The 16,454-nt window shown below is 50.4% G+C and carries 18 protein-coding genes; 6 read left to right on the forward strand and 12 right to left on the reverse strand.

Annotated elements, in window-relative coordinates:
* Positions 1-106 precede the first annotated feature (106 nt).
* The 4 genes from C4S74_RS09210 (at position 107) to C4S74_RS09225 (ending at position 2,285) form a co-directional block, all read left to right on the forward strand.
* Positions 107-1,021, forward strand: a complete 915-nt coding sequence (locus C4S74_RS09210; RefSeq protein ID WP_103995043.1) for a LysR family transcriptional regulator — start codon at positions 107-109, stop codon at positions 1,019-1,021.
* Between the two features lie 102 nt (positions 1,022-1,123).
* Positions 1,124-1,384 (forward strand): GlsB/YeaQ/YmgE family stress response membrane protein, encoded by a 261-nt coding sequence (locus C4S74_RS09215; protein ID WP_103995044.1) that lies wholly within the window; start codon positions 1,124-1,126, stop codon positions 1,382-1,384.
* Between the two features lie 79 nt (positions 1,385-1,463).
* Positions 1,464-1,829 (forward strand): YtxH domain-containing protein, encoded by a 366-nt coding sequence (locus tag C4S74_RS09220; protein WP_103995045.1) that lies wholly within the window; start codon positions 1,464-1,466, stop codon positions 1,827-1,829.
* A 126-nt stretch (positions 1,830-1,955) separates the two neighbouring features.
* On the forward strand, positions 1,956-2,285 hold the full coding sequence (locus tag C4S74_RS09225; RefSeq protein WP_103995325.1) for a DUF5665 domain-containing protein: 330 nt from the start codon (positions 1,956-1,958) through the stop codon (positions 2,283-2,285).
* Between the two features lie 397 nt (positions 2,286-2,682).
* Here the strand turns inward: C4S74_RS09225 and C4S74_RS09230 are convergent, their stop codons facing one another.
* The 6 genes from C4S74_RS09230 to C4S74_RS09255 form a co-directional block, all read right to left on the reverse strand.
* Positions 2,683-2,997, reverse strand: coding sequence for a hypothetical protein (locus tag C4S74_RS09230; protein WP_103995046.1), 315 nt, complete (start codon positions 2,995-2,997; stop codon positions 2,683-2,685).
* Between the two features lie 147 nt (positions 2,998-3,144).
* Positions 3,145-4,086, reverse strand: a complete 942-nt coding sequence (locus C4S74_RS09235; RefSeq protein WP_103995047.1) for a magnesium transporter CorA family protein — start codon at positions 4,084-4,086, stop codon at positions 3,145-3,147.
* Positions 4,087-4,180: 94 nt separating this feature from the next.
* Positions 4,181-4,960 (reverse strand): sigma-70 family RNA polymerase sigma factor, encoded by a 780-nt coding sequence (locus tag C4S74_RS09240; protein WP_103995048.1) that lies wholly within the window; start codon positions 4,958-4,960, stop codon positions 4,181-4,183.
* Positions 4,957-5,406 carry an anti-sigma B factor RsbW gene (gene rsbW / locus C4S74_RS09245; RefSeq protein ID WP_103995049.1) on the reverse strand — a complete coding sequence of 150 codons (450 nt, stop codon included), beginning with the start codon at positions 5,404-5,406 and terminating at the stop codon, positions 4,957-4,959. The genes C4S74_RS09240 and rsbW overlap by 4 nt, the downstream gene beginning before the upstream one ends.
* A gap of 20 nt (positions 5,407-5,426) precedes the next feature.
* A complete protein-coding gene (locus tag C4S74_RS09250) occupies positions 5,427-5,762 on the reverse strand; it encodes an STAS domain-containing protein (protein ID WP_009675595.1) in 336 nt (111 codons plus the stop codon).
* Positions 5,763-5,909: 147 nt separating this feature from the next.
* On the reverse strand, positions 5,910-6,368 hold the full coding sequence (locus tag C4S74_RS09255; RefSeq protein ID WP_009675468.1) for a DUF948 domain-containing protein: 459 nt from the start codon (positions 6,366-6,368) through the stop codon (positions 5,910-5,912).
* A 192-nt stretch (positions 6,369-6,560) separates the two neighbouring features.
* On the opposite strand from C4S74_RS09255, the gene C4S74_RS09260 reads away from it, so the two are divergent.
* A complete protein-coding gene (locus C4S74_RS09260) occupies positions 6,561-7,022 on the forward strand; it encodes a Dps family protein (protein ID WP_103995050.1) in 462 nt (153 codons plus the stop codon).
* A 40-nt stretch (positions 7,023-7,062) separates the two neighbouring features.
* Positions 7,063-7,221 (forward strand): hypothetical protein, encoded by a 159-nt coding sequence (locus C4S74_RS26485; RefSeq protein WP_009675476.1) that lies wholly within the window; start codon positions 7,063-7,065, stop codon positions 7,219-7,221.
* Positions 7,222-7,897: 676 nt separating this feature from the next.
* On the opposite strand, the gene C4S74_RS09265 is transcribed toward C4S74_RS26485, so the two are convergent.
* The 6 genes from C4S74_RS09265 to C4S74_RS09290 form a co-directional block, all read right to left on the reverse strand.
* On the reverse strand, positions 7,898-8,527 hold the full coding sequence (locus C4S74_RS09265; protein WP_103995051.1) for a hypothetical protein: 630 nt from the start codon (positions 8,525-8,527) through the stop codon (positions 7,898-7,900).
* 110 nt (positions 8,528-8,637) lie between these two features.
* Positions 8,638-9,030 carry a general stress protein gene (locus C4S74_RS09270; RefSeq protein ID WP_103995052.1) on the reverse strand — a complete coding sequence of 131 codons (393 nt, stop codon included), beginning with the start codon at positions 9,028-9,030 and terminating at the stop codon, positions 8,638-8,640.
* Between the two features lie 13 nt (positions 9,031-9,043).
* A complete protein-coding gene (locus tag C4S74_RS09275; RefSeq protein ID WP_103995053.1) occupies positions 9,044-10,225 on the reverse strand; it encodes a glucose-1-phosphate adenylyltransferase in 1,182 nt (393 codons plus the stop codon).
* A 346-nt stretch (positions 10,226-10,571) separates the two neighbouring features.
* Positions 10,572-11,756, reverse strand: coding sequence for an ATP-binding protein (locus C4S74_RS09280; RefSeq protein ID WP_103995054.1), 1,185 nt, complete (start codon positions 11,754-11,756; stop codon positions 10,572-10,574).
* A 46-nt stretch (positions 11,757-11,802) separates the two neighbouring features.
* Positions 11,803-12,672 (reverse strand): protein-glutamate O-methyltransferase CheR, encoded by an 870-nt coding sequence (locus tag C4S74_RS09285; RefSeq protein WP_103995055.1) that lies wholly within the window; start codon positions 12,670-12,672, stop codon positions 11,803-11,805.
* Between the two features lie 83 nt (positions 12,673-12,755).
* Entirely contained in the window at positions 12,756-16,433 is a 3,678-nt protein-coding gene (locus C4S74_RS09290) for a response regulator (protein WP_103995056.1), read from the reverse strand.
* Positions 16,434-16,454 lie beyond the last annotated feature (21 nt).

Below are 16,454 nucleotides of genomic sequence, written 5' to 3' on the forward strand. Positions count from 1 at the left end.
CGTTAATCTAATTGATAATCTTATGCTATCATTTCTTTCTTCATTGTTCCAAGATATAATAACTATAACCTTCATAGGTAAAACCAATAATTAAAGGAGCCTTCATATGGAACTACGCCAACTGCAGTACGCCGTACAAATCGCCCTGGAGCGCAACTTCTCACGGGCGGCCGAAAAGCTACATATCGCCCAGCCTTCGCTCAGCCAGCAGTTGTCCAAGCTGGAACGCGAAATAGGCGTTCTGCTTTTCCAGCGCAGCACCAATTCCGTAGAGCTGACTCATGCCGGTTCTATTTTTGTAGATAAAGCCCAGAGCATACTCGATTCACTCGAACAGTTGAAGCAGGAAATGGAGGATATCTCCCTGATGAAGAAGGGGAAGCTCGTTGTCGGAAGCATGCCGATCACCGGTTCTACGATCATGCCGTATGTGCTCCCCGTCTTCCAGGCCGCCTACCCGGATATCGAAGTCGTTCTCGTCGAGGAAACTTCCGCCAATCTGGAGAAATTGACGACCAGCGGCCAAACGGACATTTCCCTGCTCGCTCTTCCCATGCAGGAAGATTCGCTCGTCTACTCCCACCTCCTGGACGAAGAAATCGTCATCGCCTTTCCGCCAAACCATCCTCTGGCCAAGCGGCACATAGAAAACGGAGAGCCCGTTACGATCTCCGAGCTGGAAAACGAAGCCTTCATCGCGCTCAAGAAAGGCCAGGGGTTCCGTAAAATCAACGTTGCCCTCTGCCAGGAAGCCGGCTTCACCCCTAACATCGTTTTCGAAAGTTCCAATATGGAGACGGTCCAGTCCCTTGTAGCCGCCGGTATGGGAATCGCCTTCGTACCTTATCTTATCTCCAAAAGAACCCGCAGCGAGCTGTCACCCGTTCACCTTCCGCTCCGGAATCATCCCTCCCGGACTCTGGTTATCGCCCACAGGCGGGGGCGGTATCTGTCCAAAGCGGCGGACGCCTTTATCGAGACGATTCAGGGGGTCATGAAGGACCAGGGCGGCCTCGACTAGGCGGACTACCGGCAACTTGGTGAAGCTCCGTTTGTTTCATCTCTTCTCCTGGCGGGTAGAAAAAAGTACGACAGAATCAATAAGTTAAAGGGGAGTGGAACCATGATAGGCTTCATTATTACTATTATAATGGCCGTAGTCATCGGGATTATCGGCGACGCGATCGTAAGAAGCAATATGCCCGGAGGCATACTGGGATCCATGTTGGCCGGTTTTGTCGGAGCGTGGCTCGGTTCTTTGCTTCTCGGCAGCTGGGGTCCCGAAATCGGAGGCTTTGCTGTCATTCCGGCTATTATCGGTGCAGCGTTATTCGTTTTCCTGATCGGCTTAGCCAGCCGCGCTTTTCACCGCACCAATGTTTAACCCGCGGAAACACTTCACATTTCTATAAATGTATCTTGTGTTTTAAAAAAATGATATTCAGGTAAAGGAGATGGATCATATGTCTAACGAATCCAAAGGTAATGGCGTATTGCTTGGTACTCTGGTAGGTGCAGGTGTAGGCGCGATCACAGCCCTTCTTCTTGCCCCTAAAACAGGCCGTGAAATGAGAGAAGACCTCTCGGTTAAATACTCCGAATGGATGGCGAAAGGTCAAGAACTCGCTTCCGACGCTAAAACGAAAGTAGCGGATGTAGCCAGCCGCGTGAACGAGCAGACCAGCAATCTGGTCGACCGCTCGAAGGAATTGGTAAACAGCGCAGCGACTTCCACGAACCGCGCTCTCGACAATGTGAAAGACATGAAAGAAGAGCGTACGGACCAGATGCTGAACAGCATGGACCAGTCCAATAAACCGATGAACTAAACCGCTTCGGGAACCCCTATTGGAATTGTTCCGAGCATCGGCAGCCAGCTTCTCTGCGGAGAGCTGGCTGTTTTGGCGAAAGCCGCACAGGAGCCGTTCAAACTGACCGAAAGAGGTGCATTCCTTATGAGACAGTCTTCTCCCACCCGTGAGCGCCGAGTCCCTGGAGAGGTACCGATTCCTTCCCAGGAACCGAGCCGGAAGGAATTGGCGCTGGAACGCCTTGCTACCATCCTGGAACGCTCCGAGTATAAAGATGTGATCGAAAATTATCTCAATCCGCGTAAACGGATCATTACGAATTTCACGGCCGGCTTGGCCAGAGGCCTGGGACTTACGATCGGAACCACGGTAGTAGTCGCGCTGCTCGGCTGGCTCGTTTCCCAATTCGTTTCCATGCCGATTATCGGTGAATTTATCGCGAAGCTCGTATCCTACGTGGATATGTATAAATAGTAAAAAGGCTGCCGGGCGGGCTACAGACTCCAGGCAGTCTTTTTCTTACTTCACGTTTTTTAAGGGTATCCGTTCCGCCTGTACTTTACATTACTTTTGACGCCCCGGGTCTTAATCGGTTCTTGGTTCTTTTAATTAGCAGACTATGAATAATTGATTTTTAGTCGGCCCTTACTGCGTGCGTAGTCTGTACCCCCTCCCTTCCCGCTCCGTTCTACTGTGTTCCAATGAAATTGAACTTCAACGATCTCGGTTGCTTTTATCAAATGTTTTGTCCCTATGCTCTGCTTTTTCGCCGGATCATCCTTAAGAATCCGCTCTAGTCCCTATTGCTGCTCAACAAAAAAACAGCCCGGCAGAGATCGCTCTGCACAAGGCTGTCGTTATTTCGGTAATCTTACGCAAAGAGTGCATTCACTTGTTCGTTCTGCATCTCTTCATTCAGAATTTTACTTACCGGAATCGGATGTTTATCCGGCTTTACCAGGAAGGTCTCTTGCAGGTAAAAACCGTGCTCTTTCGCTTTAGCATACGTTTGGCAGAAATGATCGGCTGCACGGACTGCCCGATAAAATTCTGAATACGTTTCCAAAACATTCCCATTGCCAAGCGGGTTCGTACTAGCGCGTATACAAAGCTGATAAGTTGCCCCGTCAACTTCACGAACCAGAATTTCGCTGCCTTCACAGTCGATCGTATATTTGACTGTCATAAGACTCACCGCCTTCTTTAGAGTGGGAATTCATTTTAATTGGGTATGGTCTTTATTTACCCATATTCCCTGCAGCTTGAAACGATTTTTTTCTTATACCGCCCCACCGACCAAACGCCGGATCGGCCCCTAACGGGGCCCGTCCGTTTATTTCAGATTGGAATTCTTGCTTTTGCCCTTAATAATATCGCCCGTCCAGCCCTTCCAATGCAGCCAGGCAAGAACTATAAGCGGCAAAGCCACAATGAGGCCCAGAGCAAGATAATAACCGCTGTTCCACTTAAGCTCCGGCATGTTTTCGAAGTTCATGCCCCATATCCCCGCAAGCATCGTGGGTGGCGCAAATACGGCCGTAAAGACCGTCAGAGTCTTCGTAATCTCATTCCCCCGGTAGTTCGCGATGCTCGTATCCAGAGCCAGCAGGGCCTCTACTTCTTCCGTATAAAGCTTCAGCCGCGTCATAATACGCTCGATTTTGATACAGGTTCTACGGTGCTCGAGCCCTTCTTCCATGTTCTCGACAAACAGTTCCTTGGTTGTCATCATCGTGTCTTTAAGCGGACGCACCCATTTAGTCATATCGAGAAGCTCGTGCCGGCGGTCAAGAATGCGGTCCAGCAGCTTGGAATTGTTTCTTTTTCTCATATGCTCCCCGACCTGACGCATTCTTTTCTCATAATCCGTCAGAACATGCAGCAGCCGCTCCGCAATATAACCGAGGATAACGAAAAGGCCTTCAAGCGCATTCTCCGCATTTAACGTCTGTTCGCGGATCAAGTCCGGATCAAAGGGTGACAGCAGCTCTTCCTTAAAATTGATCGTAACCAGATGTTGTTCATTAACAAGAAAGTGAAAAATCGGAGTGCCTTCCCGGCATTTGGAGTCAAAATCATAATAAAACGCCCCCTCCAGCAGCTCACTTCCTTTATTGCGGTACAATCGGGCTTCAAACGGTTCCGCTGCCGCTTGCTTTACGAGCGGCTTCAATTCTTCGGGCAGCTTATCGATCGCCACATTGAGGTTTCCCTCCTTATCATGCAGGTCGTGCCAAACCCAATTCGATGAAGATTCCAGCTCTTTATCTTCCATGTTTACCCCTTCCTCTACCGGTATATTGTCATTAAAAAAGAACACGCTGTAACAACGTGTTCTTTTCTGCAAGTTCTATTGCCGCATGAACGTTTCAAGCGCCTTCCCCAGGCTTGTTCTTCTCGAAATATTTGCGCAGCTTATCCAGCGCTCTGCGCTGAATACGGGATACGCTCATTTGAGAAACGCCAAGATCCTGAGCGATGGTTCTTTGAGAATACCCATCCACGTAAGCCAGCATCAGGACTTTCTGCTCCTCAGGCTTCAGGTGGCTTAACGCCTCCTGCAAATCGAGTTTGTTGTCGACATTCAGATACTCATCCACCTGAGTACCCAAGACGTCGCCAATCGTTGATCCGTTCTCTTCGGTTGAAAGCGGCATGTCCAAAGACACATAATGATAGCATTCGCGGCCGGCCAAAATTTCAATCGTTTCCTCGACAGTCAGACTCAGTTCTTCCGCAATTTCATTCACATTGGGAGAACGCTCCAGCCGCATTGTCAGATGATCGATTGCCTGCTGGATCTGGAATCCTTTTTCTTTAATCCGTCTCGGAACCTGGATATACCACGATTTGTCACGAAGATAATTCTTCATGTGGCCGATAATGCTTTTCATCATATAAGCATCAAACTGCACCCCGTGAGAAGGGTCAAACTGCTTAAACAGCTTCAGCAGAGATATTTGCCCGATTTGAATCAGATCTTCATACAGATCCGGACGGTTGCGGGACATCTTCGCTGCAGCCATTTTCACAGTAGACTCGTATTGAATAAGCAAAGAGGTAGCGATATCATTGCATTCGGTTTCCTGATACTGTCGAATCAGATCATGGATATGCTCCATCTCTTTCCTCTCGGATTGTAATTTCATACCATTTCCTCACTTTTGCTGACCATCTTCGTTAAGATAACAACAGTCCCCTGATCCCCTTTCACTTCTACATGGTCCATCAGGGCTTGCATAAGATATAATCCGAGGCCGCCGCTGCTCACTTCATCCAGAGATTTATTGTGCAGCGAGTCGGCGGAACCTACTTTCGTGACATGGTCAAAGCTGAGACCCTGATCCTGCACGGTAATTTTAATGCCGCCGTCCACCTCTTCGAAATGAACTTCCATTTTGCCGCCTTGGCCAGGCTCATAAGCGTGAACTACAACGTTGTTGCAAGCCTCCGAAACGGCGACTTTCATATCTTCGATATCTTCATAAGAGAAACCCATCTTGGAGCTGATTCCATAGAGCGTCAAACGGACGAGATCGATGTATTCAGCTTCAGCAGGCAGCGTTAAACTCACAGTACGATTTTTGGATTCCATAGACCCTTTTCTTTCCTTTCTTAGTTCACAGTATTCGCTACAGCCGACAAAAACGGTGTTAACCCCGTAAGGTCAAACAACTTCTGGACCTTGGGAGGGATATTCTCAACCGCAAAAGGAGCTTTTAAAGCGTGACGGGTTTTGATGATCGTGAGTATAACTCCGATTCCCGTACTGTCGATATAGGTTAATTCTTTAAGATTGAGAATAAGTTTGCGTCCCACATCTTGCACAAACGGGTCCACGTTTGTATTAAACTCGGATGCTTTGGATAGATCCAGCTCCCCGATCAAAGAAATGATGTTATCATCATCTGTAATTTGTTTTTCCATTCTGAATTTGTTCTCTTGCACCATTTATTTTGTCCTCCTTAGTCAATGACCCACCAATTATAATACCTGCACATACTACTTACTTTACCCGGCATGAATCCAGGTGAAACAGCTTTTTTATTTTACCTGTTATTACCAGCCCGCTCGGGCTATTCTTTGTAAGAAGCCGTCTTACTTGACGGCTACGCTTTTGCTGTTCGTCGTGCGGCTCTGCTTCAATCTCTTCCACATATCGACCGCTACCGGAACCAGCGGTGCGATGCGGTTCACGATGCTTTTCGGAGAGTTCAGCTCTTTCTCCACTTTGTTTCTCATTGTATTCGTTACGGTAGCCGAGGTTTGGCGCACGGAAGTCGTAATTTCGCTTACCACGTCCCCGACATTTTTAATGGTATAAAAGGTTTTGTCGAGCGCATGCAGCTTGTTGCGTACGTCCAGGCTAACCTCATTGGTATGACGAAGCAGTTCGTTTGCTTCCTGGCTTACCACCGTCACCTGCTGCTGTACTTGCTGAATGGTCTGGTTAGTCTGGGCAACGAGATCGGTCACCGACCGGAGTGTCTTTACCAGAAAAACGACGAGCACCACAAAGGCAATCGCAATAACCGCTAAACTAATTTGCCATATCATAAGCTATCCCCTCCCTTATACATGAACCTTGCTCATAACCTTCCGGATCGACCGGCTTATCTCAGTTTTACCACCTTCCGGGCACTTTGAAACAGCGGATTTCCCGCTATAATTTCCCTTGTTTCGCCCGGTGAAGCTGCGGGTAATGAGCTTGTAGACACGACTATTCAGAGTTAAAGGGAGGAATTAAACATGGCTAAAACATCTACAGCTAAAGAACAACAAACCGTAACTTTACTTAATAAACAAGTTGCAAACTGGGGTGTCATGTACGTTAAGCTGCATCAGTTCCACTGGTACCTTAAAGGTCCTTCGTTCTTCGTTCTTCACGTTAAATTCGAAGAGCTCTATAAAGAAGCCGACCTTTACCTGGACACGATTGCCGAGCGTATCCTCGGACTGCATGGAAACCCGCTTTCCACGACGAAAGAATTCCAGACGAATTCTTCTATTAAAGAAGTTTCTCCGGAGCGAAATGCCGGCCAGATGGTAGAAGAGCTTATCCAGGACTTCCGCACCATTACGGAAGAATCCAAGGAAGCGATCGAAACCGCCGAGAAAGAAGGCGACCACGGTACCGCAGATATGCTGACTGAAATTTGCACTAACCTTGAGAAACACATTTGGATGCTGGAGTCTTACATAAACGACTAAGACTGCCGCAATTGATTTCGTGCAGGGAGGAGGGTTACCCATGGATCAAGACAAGAATGTCGACATTGAGCAGAGGCATATTGAGAAAAGATCGGATTCGAGCGCAGTCGCTTCCACTTTTATCAAATATGCGGCTTATCTCATCATTTTCTTTGGTTTCCTTTACTTCCTCGTTAAATATGTATTCCCCAAATTTTAATAGATTTCCTTCCATCAGCCTTCTTCGAAGGCTGATTTTTTTTGTGCCCCCGTTACATTGGCGGCCCTTCCTCTTCCGTTTATTGCGAGTGACACCGGCATGCGGACGACGGCGCGCCGCACCGAGCTGCCCGCAACTCGAAGCGGGCATGGTTACTCTCCTCATCACTATCAAGAGCAGATAGTCCAACAATCTCAATGAAACAAAGGAGCTTACGGCTGCTCCGACGGACGTTAATGGCTTTTGCAGGGATACCCGCAGGAACATCGGTCAAAACCATATGAGCTTTCGCATCTCATCTCTCTCGGCTCAACCTCTTCCGTTCTCCGCTCGCCCGCCAGCCGCTTGCGCTACATGCTCCGGCGGCAAGACACCGCTCTTCTCAGGTACCTTTACAAAAAAACAGTTACTCTCCTTGGTGTTCTGCCCTGGCAACAGAGCTTTACGATCCGCAACCTTCATCATCATTCACGCGGCTACCCCATCGGGAAAAACAAATCCGCTCGACCACCGCACTTCTTTCTCCTGTACAGAGTTTCGTTGGATCGCCATAGAACCTATACGTTATTAATTCGCCGCCCCGGTCCTTTGTTTCACCTCAAAAAAGAGACAGACAACAAAAAGACCCGCTTGGCGCGGGCCTGTTTTTAGTATCTTGATTCTATTAGTTGAACCCTTACTCCGTAACGCTGGAAAAGAACTGAACGGACTTTAACTGGCCGCTGTCAGGGTCTACGAACAATTTTAACGCTTGATTGTCCTGCGTGTAGACCAAGCCGTCCTCGGCTGCCCAGTAAGGCTCTCCCAGCGTCTTTTCGAGAGCTTGCAAATTATTCGCGACTCGCTTGCCATCGATCGTGATCTGTTTATGCTCCGGCGTAACTTCTACGTATTCCACCCCGTATTCGCCTACGGCCACGCTGCAATCGGGATACTCAAGAATTTTCGTATCTCCGAAAAATTCATCCTTCCGGACAGATGTCGGCTCTCCCTTATGTTTGACAATCGTATCCACATCGTCAGATAAAGAGATGCCATTTATACGTTCCAGCTTTACGGAGCCGGACGCCTCGGCAGGCGCTTGCTCAGCAAGAACTACCGCCGGTTTAGCCGACACCGTTTCGTTAGCGCTCTTATAACCCGTTACGTCCGTAATGGCGCCTCCAGCACCAAGAACCAGAGGAGGTGCCGCTTTAGAAATGAGTCCGTCATCCGCGCCTGCGGACGCAGGCACCTCAAGTCCTCGAGCGCCGCCGAAAAGCAGCGCACCGCCAAGCAGCACCATCGTCAGTGATTTCTTGTTCATCTGGAGTCCCTCCTAAGACGTATTGGGGTCATCATGAGCGGCTAAGGGATGTTCAACAGAAGGCAAAATTGTTCGTAAAACGAAAACCGGTCAAATATCCGTGCGAGTGATTACTGCCCTGACGCAGACGCTTCAATCGCCTGATCGGCATAGCTTGCATCATAGGCGTAAATAAACTGGCTGGGAACTGCCACAACGACAATGCGGCCGCGGGAAATCTCTTCTTCGTAATGAGGAATGGCACTGCCGGCCAGACCCAGCGAAATGAGCTTGGAGCGCATCGCTCTTCCGCTGCCGCGGAAGATAGTCGCCATCGTGTAAGCCATCTGCTCGGCGGAGAAGCCGATACGGCTTGTGTAACGCGGTCTCAGCATCTCTTCCGTGTCCACCGCTTCATCGGACAGCACGTGAATGCAGTGCGGTTCGCATCCGGCGGTTTGAAGCTGACGAATGACATCCCGGATTTCCTTTTCGCTGTCGACGACAATTATGGAATGATTCACTTGAATATCCCCCTTAACCGATACGCTGCTCGAGACGAGGCAAGTAAATTTTCGGAGCTTTGTCGTTGATCTTGTAAAGCACTTCATGATCTCCGACCACACTAATCGTTTCGGCATCCGTCTTGCCAACCGTTACACCGTCACACAATACGCTTCCCTCACCGATAATGGCTTTGTGGAGCTTCACATTGTTCCCTATCCGGACATTCGGCATGATGACGCAGTCCGTCAGAACGCTGCCTTTGCCTATGTAAACTCCATGGGAGATTACCGAGTTCTGAACTTGGCCGTATACGGCGCAGTTCTCGCTGATCAGGGAACGGTCCACTTTGGCCGTACGGTCGACGTGCGGCTTCACGTTGGCAATCTGGGCCGTATACATCGGCCATTCCAGCTCGCTCATCAGCGGGGAACCGTTTAGCAGATCCATCTGTGCCTGCCATAGACTGTCGATCGTACCTACATCCTTCCAGTAACCTTCGTAGGAGAAGGAATGAACGCGCACGCCTTCCTCCACCATCATCGGAATGACGTCCTTACCGAAGTCGTGGGAAGATTGCGCCGACAAATCATCTTGTTCCAGCACTTTCTTCAGGAAATCCCAGTTGAATACGTAAATTCCCATTGAAGCCAGATTGCTTTTCGGTTGAGCCGGCTTTTCTTCGAATTCAACGATGCGGCCTTCTTCATCCGTGTTCATAATTCCGAAGCGGCTCGCTTCGTCCCAGCCTACCGGCTTAACCGCGATTGTCGCGACCGAACCGAGCTTTTGATGCTGTTCGATCATTTTGCTGTAGTCCATTTGATAAATGTGGTCGCCCGAAAGCACCAGTACATATTCCGGATCGTGCTTTTCGATAAAGTGGCGATTCTGATAGACCGCGTTTGCGGTTCCCGTGAATTCGTTGCCGATAACATGCTCCTGGTTTGAACAAAGCACTTCGACGCATCCTTTGTCCGTTTCGCTCAGCCAAGCTTCGCCCGTTCCGATATGCTGATGAAGGGATTCCGGTTTGTATTGGGTTACTACACCGATCGTGTCGACGCCGGAATTGCGGCAGTTGCTCAAAGCATAATCGATCATACGGTAGCGGCCTGCGAAATGAACAGCCGGTTTCGCCGTATTTTGGGTCAGGGCACCGAGTCGGCGACCTTCACCTCCTGCTAGTAGTATTGCTACACTCTGTTTTCTCATCTCTTTCACCTGATCCTTTCGTAGTTGTCGATATCTCTTTTCTACTTTTCTATAAGAAGAAGTACTTGTTTATTTAGGCACATGCGGTACTTGTCTAACTTTAAATACCCCGTGCGGAGAATTCATAATCACCTTAATTTGAATTACCCGGTTTTATTTGTACGACCTGTAAATGTATTGCACTAATGAAATCACAGCCCGGTTTAAATCTTCTTTCTTGGTTCCACCCGCCCCTATGTCTCGGTAATACCTGTTCTTACACCACCCCCGTCCCTTTGAAACAATAAAAAAAGACAACAAAAAAAGCCCCGCAAACCGCATGCTTAGCGTGTTTACGAAGCTTTTATCATGCGCGGAGCTCTTCCGCCTGTATGGTAAAAACAAATTCGGTGCCCTGCCCCTCTTCCGAATAAACCTCCATCTTGCCGGACATGAGCTCCACAAGATTTTGGCAAATGACAAGGCCTAAGCCGGTTCCCCCGTATTTCCTGGTCATCGAGGAATCGACCTGTGTAAAAGGCTGGAACAGCCGGTTTCTTTTCTCGGCCGGTATGCCGATACCGGTATCACGGACCCGGAATTGAAGAATAATCCGGCTGCCGTCCCCGACTCTTCCCAGATGGGTCACTTTAACCTTAATGCCGCCCGTCTCCGTGAACTTAACCGCGTTGCCTATCAGGTTAATAAGCACCTGCCGGAGTTTCAGTTCGTCCCCGATGAGATGGGACGGCACGTTCTCCGCGATTTCCCGTTCCAGCTTGAGGTCCTTCTTGCGGCATTCGCCGTAGAACAGATCCATCGTTTCTTCCATGCAGACGTCCAGATCGAACGGTTCGGTGTTCATCTCCATTTTGGAAGATTCCAGTTTGGTAAAATCTAGAATCTGATTGATAATATGCAGCAGCGCGGCACCGCTGCGTGAAATGGTGTCGGCGTATTCCCGCTGTTCATCCGAGAGCTCCGTCTCCAGGAGCAGATCGGTCATCGCCATGACCCCGTTCATGGGTGTACGGATTTCGTGGCTCATCAGTGCAAGGAACTCGGACTTCGCCCGATTGGCGGATTCCGCCGATTCCTTGGCCGTCAGCAGTTCCTGTGTCCGCATGTTAAGAAGCTCCGATTGGTGCTGGAGCTTTTTCTGAACGAGATACAGGTTGACGAAGCCTTCGATCTTCGCTTTCAGCGTGTGAGGCACGAACGGTTTAACGATATAATCAATGGCCCCCACGGAATAAGCCGCGAATACATGCTCCTTCTCGTGGGAGGCCGCCGTTATGAAAATAATCGGGATATCCTTCGATTTCTCCCGCGATTTGATCCAGCGGGCCGTCTCGAAACCGTCCATACCCGGCATCTGAACATCCAGGACAATCACGGCAAAATCGTCGTGCAATAAACATCGAAGGGCCTCTTCACCCGAGCCCGCTTTTACCAAATGGTAATTCTCTTCCGCAAGAACCGCTTCAAGCGCCAGCAAATTCTCGGGCTGATCATCCACCATCAGTATTTTAATCGGTTCATCCAAGTTCACTTCGAGAAACCCCTTCCTCCAACTCGTCTCCTCATCTTATGCAGCGTCACTGCACCTTGCGGTATATTTTGTCGGCTGTACTGACGGCTTCGTAAGCGGACGCGTGCTTGGTGAAAGTGATCGTTTCTTTATCGCCCAAAATCAGAAAACCCGAAGGTCCCAGACTTTCGTATATGAGCGTATGCACCTGGTTCTGCAGCTGCGTATTAAAATAGATCAATACGTTCCGGCACAAAATCACGTGGAATTCGTTAAAAGAACGATCCGTAACCAGGTTATGCTGGGCAAAAACTATATTGTCACGCAAAAAAGAATGAAGCGTAACGGAATCCTTTGAAGCCGTATAATACTTCGAGAAAGCTTCCTTGCCTCCGGACTGCAGGTAGTTTCTCGTATAATCTTTCATGTTGCGAAGCGGATAGATTCCTTTCTCCGCCTTTTTCAGCACATCCTCGTTGATATCCGTGGCGTAAATCCGGGTACGGTCGTAGAGCCCCTCTTCATGCAGCAGGATGGCCATGGAGTACACTTCTTCCCCGGTGGCGCAGCCCGCATGCCAGATGCGGATCGCCGGATACTGGCGGAGCAGGGGAACCACCTTCTGCCGGAAGGTAAGGAACACCTCGGGATCGCGGAACATCTCGGTTACGTGAATCACCAGGTCCGAAAGCAGCCGTTCCAGACATTCCCGGTCGTGCAGAACTTTCTCCTGCAGGCCCGAGACCGTAGTCAGCTTCTCCGCCAGAATGCGGTGCCAGATTCTTCGCCGGATAGAGGGGTACGAATAATTGCGGAAATCATAACCGTAAATGCGGTAAACGCCCTCCAGCAGCAGGTTGATCTCAATACGTTCGTGCTCCGCCTGCTGACCGGAAAAGGTCGGCAGCTGATCTATAGGTTGAAAATTGGAATCCAATTGTCTCTCTCCTTCTCCTCCGAATCGATCCTGTGGTACGTCTGAGATGTTTCTCATCAGAGGGTTCGCATTTGCTCCTTCTCTTACTTAAACAACCAAACGCGAATTAGAGACATTAATTGATCATTATTTATCGGTTTTGTTATATAATCCGACGCGCCGGCTTGAATACACTTCTCCCGGTCATCCCGCATGGCCTTCGCCGTCAGGGCGATAATCGGCAGATTATCGAACTGCGGCATGCTGCGGATTTCTTTCATCGCCTGATAGCCGTCCATCTCCGGCATCATAATATCCATCAGGACCAGATCCAGGTCCGGCTCCTTCTCCAGAATGGAAAGAGCCTGGCGGCCGGTCTCCGCAAACAGCACTTTCATGTTGTACCCTTCCAGCAGATTGGAGAGCGCAAATACATTACGGATATCGTCGTCGACGAGCAGAACCTTTTTGCCCGAGAATACCGCTTCGCTGCTGTGCAGGCGCTGGAGAATTTGCTTTTTCTCTTCCGGCAGGGTTTCTTCGACCCGGTGCAGGAACAGCGCCGTCTCATCAAGCAGCCGTTCGGGCGACTTCACGTTTTTGATGATGATGGACTCCGCGTATTTCTTAAGTCTCATCTCGTCCTTCTTATCGTATTCTTTTTCCGTGTAAATAACAATCGGCAGCCGGCGAAGCTCCTCTTCGGCTTTAATCCGCTCCAGCAGATCGAATGCGGACTGATCCGCCAAACCGATATCGAGCACCATGCAGTCGAAGTGCTGCTCTCTGAGCTTCACGATCGCATCGTCGGCCGTAAGCGCCACTTCGATAATGACATCGTCATGGCGGATCAGCTCGATCAGATTGTTCAGCTGAACGGGATCGTCCTCCACGAGCAAAAGCTTGCGCAGGTTCTGATCGATAAACCCTTCCAGTTCGACAAAGGCCTGCTCAAGCACATCCTTACTGGAAGGCTTGCGCATGTAAGCTATCGCGCCCATGGACAGCCCCTGGTGCACTTCGTCGACGACCGACATCACGTGCACGGGGATGTGCCGGGTCTCGGCATTGTTCTTGAGCTGGACCAGAATCGACCAGCCGTCGACGATCGGCAGCTGGATATCCAGAATGATGCCGTCCGGTTTATACTCTTTCGCCATCTGCAGCCCGATATCCCCCTGCATCGCGACCAGAGCCTTGAATCCGCGGCTGCGGGCCATATCGACGAGCACGTTCATAAAGTGCACGTCATCTTCGACGATCAGCAGCACTTTATCGTTGTCGGCGATGGTGCCGCGGTCGTCTTCCACCTCGCGCTGGGCCGACTTCGGAGCCGGTTTAACCGGCATGGGGGCAGGTGCCGGAAGCGGTGATACCGCCGGGGCGCTCGGAAGCGGCAGAACCTGCTGCTCCTGTCCCGCGGCAGCGGCCTCCGACGCTCCTCCTACGCGTTCGGAATACTGCCGCTGCGGGATAAACAGCGTGAAGGTGCTGCCCTCCCCTTCCCGGCTGCAGATTTCGATCGTACCGCCGAGGAGGCCCGCCAGTTGTTTGGAAATGGACAGGCCCAGACCCGTTCCGCCGAACTGGCGGCTCGTCGTCCCGTCGGCCTGCTGGAACGCTTCGAAAATGAGCTGCTGCTTCTCTTCGGCGATGCCGATACCCGTATCCTTGACGGAGAAAGCGATCTGCGGCGTTCCCTCCAGGACAGGATAGACATGCAGATGAACGGAACCTTGTGACGTGAATTTAAAAGCGTTGGACAGCAGATTCCGCAAAATCTGCTCCAGGCGCATACTGTCCGTATAAAGCATCCGCGGCACGGCGTGGTCGATCGTAATTTCGAAGCCCAGTGATTTCTTCCGGGCGACTTGTTCGAACGAGCGCTGGATCGTTTCCATGATATCCGGCACGAGCACATACTCGTCCTGAACCTCCACTTTCCCGGCTTCCACCTTGGAAAGGTCAAGGACATCGTTGATCAGTTTCAGCAGATCGGAGCCGGAAGAGTGAATCGTCTCCGCGTATTCCACCTGCTTGTCGTACAGGTTGCTGTCCTTATTCTCCGCAAGCATCTGCGAAAGAATAAGCATACTGTTCAATGGAGTACGCAGTTCATGCGACATATTGGCCAAAAATTCGGATTTGTACTTCGATGCCATGGCCAGCTCGAACGCCTGCTTCTCCAGCGCTTCCTTCGCTTCCTCAATCTGGCGGTTAGCCAGCTCCGTCTCTTGAACCTGAATCTGGAGCTGTTTCGTTTTGCGGAGCAGCTCTTCGTTATTCTGCTCAAGCTCTTCCTGCTGGGATTGCAGCAGCTCTTCGGACGCTTTCAGCGCTTTTGTCTGCTCCTCGAGCTTCTCGTTGGAGGTGCGCAATTCCTCCTGCTGGGAAATAAGCTCTTCGGACTGGCTTTGGAGCTCTTCCGTCAATGCCTGCGACATGCGGAGAAGCTCTTCGACCCGTTCGCGGGAACGGATACGGCCGATGGAGACCGCGAGATTCTCCGTTAGCTGCTCCAGCAGATCCAGTTCTTTCTCGCTGAGCATTTTCAATCCCGCAAATTCCACGACCGCTCCGATTTCTTCCTCGGACACGACCGGCTCCACAACGAGATACTTCGCGTCCAGCTGTCCGAACGAGGACTGGATAGTCAGATACTTATCGACCTCGTCCTGGACCATAATCCGCCGGCCGTCGGCGGCCGCCTGGCCGACAAGACCCTGACCGAGCGCGAACTCGGGAAGAAGATTGTCCTCGGGATCTTTGTCGAACGCGTAAGCGGAGGAGAGGACGAGCCGTGTTCTCATGCCTTCCCGCTCCAAAAGATACACAGCTCCGAACGTCGCACCGATCATCCGGGACGCTTCCGAGATAAAGCTGTTCGTCAAGTCGTGCATGTTCGTCTGATCCTGAAGGAGCATGCTCATGTTCGCCACGTTTGACTTCAGCCATGCCTGGTCTTCGTTCAGCTTATTGAATGTACGCTCGTTGTGCATCAGTTCTTCCAGGTCGTCGGCCATCGTATTGAAGACGTCGGCTACTTTGCCGAATTCGTCCGTCGTCGTCACCTCGACGCGGTAGCCCGGATCAAACCGGCCGTTGCTGAAGCCTTTGATCATGCCGGTCAGGAGGGCAAGCCCGCGGGACAAGCTGCGCATGATCCAGTACATGATCCCGAGACCGATCACGAGAGCGGCCACTGTCAGCAAAATCGTCATAAGCAGCGTTTTGCCGTTGGAAGCTTTAAATTCGTTAATCCCTTTTTGTACGTTATCGTCCAGATACTGCGTTAAATGATCCACGCTGTCCGTTACCTGGTCTTGATAAGTCACGCCGATATCCGTTCTCAGCTTGTTAGCTTCCACGATCTTGCCGCTTTCATAAAGCTCGATCGCCTGATTCAGGTAGGTCATAAAATTCTCGGTGCTCTTGACCGTTTCATACGTTAACTGCTTCTCCACATCCGAATCGGCGGATTTTTGGAGCGCGGCTACCCCTTCTTTCAGCTTCTCTTTATAAGTGTTCGCTTTAGTCAGATTTTCTTTGGCTCCCAATTGATTGGGGTCTGTGTTAAGCAGCAGATTCGCCATATATTTGGCGATCGTATTGACATCCGAACGGGCCGTATAAGCCATTCGTGTCTTGTTAAAGCGGTTGACAAAGGCGCTGTCAAGGCTCTCGTCGATACTGCTTATCCGAGTCGTCCCGATACCCGCAAGCACGAACATCAGAATAAACAAAAGCCCGAAACCCGCCATGAGCTTTGTTGATATTTTCATATAAAACTTCCCTCTCCCCTT

This window comes from Paenibacillus sp. UNC499MF, assembly GCF_900107975.1.
Lineage (GTDB): Bacteria > Bacillota > Bacilli > Paenibacillales > NBRC-103111 > Paenibacillus_F.